This is a genomic window from Vibrio sp. OPT46 (assembly GCF_015163535.1).
GTDB classification, from domain to species: domain Bacteria; phylum Pseudomonadota; class Gammaproteobacteria; order Enterobacterales; family Vibrionaceae; genus Vibrio; species Vibrio alginolyticus.
Genome location: NZ_JADDYG010000298.1, coordinates 20,222 through 24,633, shown reverse-complemented (window position 1 = coordinate 24,633; position 4,412 = coordinate 20,222). Strand labels below are relative to the sequence as shown.

Genomic DNA, 4,412 nt, shown 5'->3' with positions numbered 1-4,412 from the left:
GGGTAAGGTGCTTGTCGAAGCACTTGAAGCGGGCTCCGCGTTTAACTTGCCGGCGGGGTATTTCAACATTATTCCTGAAGCGATACCGGGCATTGTTGATGCGGTGAATGAACCTGACTGGCTCTCTGTACTCGGTGCTGACGCAGAAACTGATGAAGAGTTAGCGCTTCGTATTCAAAATGCCTTTACTAGCTCTGGTGAATGGCACATCGATGATGTGTATCGCTCTATCATCGCCAGCGTAGCGGGGATCCGAAGTGATAACATCTATTTTAGAAATACAGGGGACATAACCCCTGGTTCAGCAGAAGCATTGATTTTGATGGAAGTGGGACCAACCCCGCTAACCGTTCTTGAACAGCTAAATGAGCACATAATGTCTAAAGGGCATCACGGTCACGGTGATGTACTTACCTGTAAAGCCATTCCCGATACGAAACATGAGATCACGGCGGATGTCGTCTTAGCTGAGAACTTAGACAGCGCCACCAAAGTGAATGAACTTCTTGAAGTGGAAGAGAGGATTAGAGCGGCTTTTCGAGAAACAGCAGCTTACCCAGAAATGACACGCGCGAAACCTGAGCATCGTTTTAGCTTATCTTTGCTTGGTACTGAGATACATACCAACATGACGGAAGTTGAATCGGTAAGGTTTACCGTAGACGGAAAAGTCCAAAAAGACATTATCAGCAAGCTAGAACAGCCTCGCTTGAAATCACTCACAGTTAAGGAACTCGTGGATGTCTGAGTCTCGAAATTACGACCAAAGCCGACATTCCCCTCGCTTACCCGAAATTGTGATCCCATGGTGGCAGGACGGAAGAACGACGGCGGATGAAGTCAAAGAACCTCACTTTTTATCTAAAGGCGTTTTTTCATTCTTCCGGATAGTTTGGAGCAGCCTACTATTTCCGCTTCGCCAAATGGATGCGTTGACCTGTAACGAAAAAGCATTGGAATTAATGGCATGGGATAGAGATATCAAAAGGTTTGAGAGTGAGCCACTTTCACTGTTTCGAAAGCGAGTGAAATACGCAGAAGTGAACGCCAAAGACGCAGGTAGCGTAGCGGGCTTCAAGCGGATTTTTGAAAGGTTAGGCATTGGTATCGTTAAGTTCAAAGAGCGTCAAAACGAAGTTCAGTGGGACGTTTGTACTATTGAGCTAAGTGATGGCGATATCTCGCAAAACAGCAAGTTGGTTCAAGTGCTCATAGAGCAATATGGGAGAACTTGCCGTCGATATCGATTTGAAGTCGTTTATCCCATTCAGGTGCACATTCGTACGGCCTGTTTCAGCCAGAGTCAGCAGCTATTTAGTGCAAAACTAGAGGAATAATACAGTATGAGCCAGACCATTATCCCTGCTCAGTTTGAGCGCTATTTAGTGGATAAAATTACAACGGGTAGTACGACAGACATGAACGAGTTTGTGTTTGCTCATATTCCTAACTTAGACGCTGAATCACCGATTGACCGAGCCCTAGGTCTGCCTAGTGAAGCGTATATCGTGCATCGTCAAAAAGTGGACCAGGCTGCGCGACTTAATAGTAATACGTTGGTGTATTCCGTCATTCTTCAGTCAACCACACCGAGTTTTAAGTTCAATGCGATTTACCTCCATGATAAGCATGTTGAGAACTCCTGTGGCTTGATCGTGTATAAGAACACGGAAACTAAAGAAGAAAACATGACCACTATTAAGTCCGTCGCGCAGGAGTACAGTGGCGCTGCAGCGATAGCAAATATTCATGTTGAACCAGGAACTTGGCAGATAGATTTTCATGGGCGCTTAATGGGCATTGATGATGATTTACGTTTGGCGAATCTTGACCATTATGGCCATTCGGCCTTTGTTCGTGGCTGCTCGGTCGTCGCTAAAGGAAAGTCAAACACGTTTGTTGTTAGTCCCGGAGTTGTTTATGTCTCAGGGTTACGTGTTGAGCTGTCAAAAAAAGAGGTGGTGGTCAGTGATGGCATCCCATGTGGTTTGTACTTAGATGTGGTACGCCAAGGCAGCGCACTCTCTCGTTGGGAAAACATAGCGACAGTAAGAAGCTCAAAAACAGAACTCAGTAATTACGTTGATGAAAACGGTCAACAGCATTACATCGCTCGACTTGCTGGCATTGACTCCCATGGCAATGTTACTGATTGGCGCGTGTGGGATGTTATCACTCAGCAACAAGCTGAAGCTGGTGAGGATGAATACCGTAGCCTATGGAGTGCAAAGCGAGTCTTTCAGTCTGTCGCGTCATACATCAACAAGAATGTTAAGAATGCCACTAAAACAGCCTCCGGTTGGATGAGTGCAAGCGATAAGAAAAAATTAGACGGGATTCAGAGTGGGGCTCAAGTCAATGTAGCAACTAACTTGAGCGTGTCTCGCAACGCCAATTCTCAAACGGTTAATAGCTCTACGGGTAAAGATGCCACTTTAAGTGCCGCAACAACATCGAGCGCCGGGGTTATGACCGCAGCAGACAAGAAGAAGCTGGATGGCATACAAGCTGGAGCGCAAGCGAATATCGCAACTAACTTGACGGCATCTCGCAACGCCACAACTCAAACGATCAAGAGTTCTACGGGTAAAGATGCGGTTTTAAGTGCGGTGACGACATCTCATGCAGGGGTAATGACGGCAGCAGATAAGAAAAAGCTCGATGGAGTTGCCACTCAAGCTACGAAAAATCAAACAGACGCATACTTAAAGAACCGAGCTAATCATACGGGCACTCAAGCTATTTCTACTATTCGAGGTTTACAAGAAGCACTCAGTAGTAAATCAAATACAAAGCGGTCAATTTTATGGAATGGAAGAGCGCCAGGTGATACGAAGCTAAAAACGTCAGAGCCTATTACGAACTTCGATTTCTTGATAGTGACAGCCGAAGGTGGTTATGCAGCGGCGTCAGGGCTAAGTCTTAGCGCGATTGTTGATGTGCAATTAGCAATGGAGCTGGGCCAGTTTTATATCATCTTGCAGAGTGATGGCAAGTACGGGTTTACCTTGACATGTAAGGAAGTTCAATCGGTTAGAGGTGGTACTTCTCTAAAATACGATGGTGTGACCGCCTATTCAGGTGAGCATTATTTGAGAAAGATTGTGGGCGTTAAGGTGTAAGGCATGGATAACGAGCAAATATATGGATTAGTGGGAACAGGGTGCTTTCAAGTTGTCGGAGGTACCCCTCCGCATGGATGGATAGAGATCCCTTCACCACCCGAAAAGTTGCCCGCTGTCTTACAATCAAATGGCATATGGACATATCCAGATGCAGTTTCTGGTCAAGAAGAGCCAGCCATTTTTGCTGAAGCAGAAAATCAGTGGGTGGCACATGAAATGGTTTATGTGGATAGACAAGTCACATTACATGAAGACTCCGACCCTCGTTCTACGCTAACTGCTTCAGTTTGGAGAAGTTACCGGAGAGCACTACGCGACTATGTAAAGGACGGTGTAGTAACGATGGCCATTCGACCACAACGCCCTACAGAGAAATCCATGACAATTGAAGGCCGCTTATGACTTGGCACTTATCCCAATTAAACTGGCCAAGTTACTCGCAGAATATTCAAACCAAGGCTGAGTCAGTGACAGACGCAGTCGGCGCCGTAATGAATGAAGCGATTAACCGGTTAACCAACCATACAAGTGACGCCAATTACGGGCGTCACTCTTTAAGTGAAGAGGCGAGCGCTTTGCTTAAGCTGCGTAGTGAACTTCAACCCTTACTTGTCTCAGGAACCGTACTTACAGTGTCGCCATATCAGTTTCAAGTGGGGACCCGTTTGGACTCGGGGTGTTACCTCAATCCTAGTACTGCAATTAAAACGTTATCTAATAAGCTGCGGGATTACGCTGATAGGTACCGACCAAATGGCCATCTTCACGGTATTGCGATAATGGTAACGGCCTCTCAATTGAACCAATTCTCTCGGCAGCTCATTGAGCTTACATCATTGTTTCCAATGCCTGAGTGGTGCCAAGTAGCTAGGCAAAGTCATGCTTTAAATACCAATGACGTTGATAAGTTCCATCAACCTGCAGCGATCGCTCTACCACGCTTTAAGCCGATGGCTTTACTCAACGCTAACCCATTACATGATGCTTTACATTGGCAAGGTGCCCAAGTAGCTACGCTAGAGTCATTAGCAGACGATGACCATGACGTAATTGACAAGTTGCAGTTACTAGCAGCGAAACGCAATAAAAAGATGGAAGAAATCAAGGCTCAGCTCAACGCCCTGAAGAACCTAAAAGGAAGTATCTATGCGTTATCCGTGGAGGGCAATGCGGAAAGTATAGCAACACGATTGAATCAAGCGGGTACGCCCAACAATCATCAATTTACATTAGCAAGCTTATTGCTTAGTTATGAACCTATGACGTTTTTTGAGGAGCTATTATGCT

Annotated in this window: 5 protein-coding genes; all 5 read left to right on the top strand. The window is 45.8% G+C overall.

Annotation, left to right across the window (positions count from 1 at the left end; all coding sequences use genetic code 11):
- The coding region (locus tag IQR33_RS33035) for a baseplate J/gp47 family protein (protein WP_228013888.1) at nt 1–748 on the top strand (748 nt) is incomplete at its 5' end.
- The gene (locus tag IQR33_RS13500) at nt 741–1,337 is read left to right on the top strand and encodes a phage tail protein (protein WP_042522470.1); all 597 of its coding nucleotides are present in this window, start codon (nt 741–743) and stop codon (nt 1,335–1,337) included. The genes IQR33_RS33035 and IQR33_RS13500, both read left to right, overlap by 8 nt.
- Before the next feature lie 6 nt (nt 1,338–1,343).
- Nucleotides 1,344–3,122 (top strand): phage tail protein, encoded by a 1,779-nt coding sequence (locus IQR33_RS13495; protein WP_193837611.1) that lies wholly within the window; start codon nt 1,344–1,346, stop codon nt 3,120–3,122.
- 3 nt (nt 3,123–3,125) lie between these two features.
- Nucleotides 3,126–3,527 carry a hypothetical protein gene (locus tag IQR33_RS13490; RefSeq protein WP_193837610.1) on the top strand — a complete coding sequence of 134 codons (402 nt, stop codon included), beginning with the start codon at nt 3,126–3,128 and terminating at the stop codon, nt 3,525–3,527.
- Nucleotides 3,524–4,412, top strand: an 889-nt coding sequence (locus IQR33_RS13485; protein ID WP_193837609.1) for a hypothetical protein, incomplete at its 3' end; no start/stop codon positions are given. The genes IQR33_RS13490 and IQR33_RS13485, both read left to right, overlap by 4 nt.

Excerpts from the sequence above, each read along its gene's own strand:
- IQR33_RS13495 (WP_193837611.1), top strand. The coding sequence starts at position 1,344 with ATGAGCCAGACCATTATCCCTGCTCAGTTTGAGCGCTATTTAGTGGAT.
- IQR33_RS13500 (WP_042522470.1), top strand. The coding sequence starts at position 741 with ATGTCTGAGTCTCGAAATTACGACCAAAGCCGACATTCCCCTCGCTTA.
- IQR33_RS13490 (WP_193837610.1), top strand. The coding sequence starts at position 3,126 with ATGGATAACGAGCAAATATATGGATTAGTGGGAACAGGGTGCTTTCAA.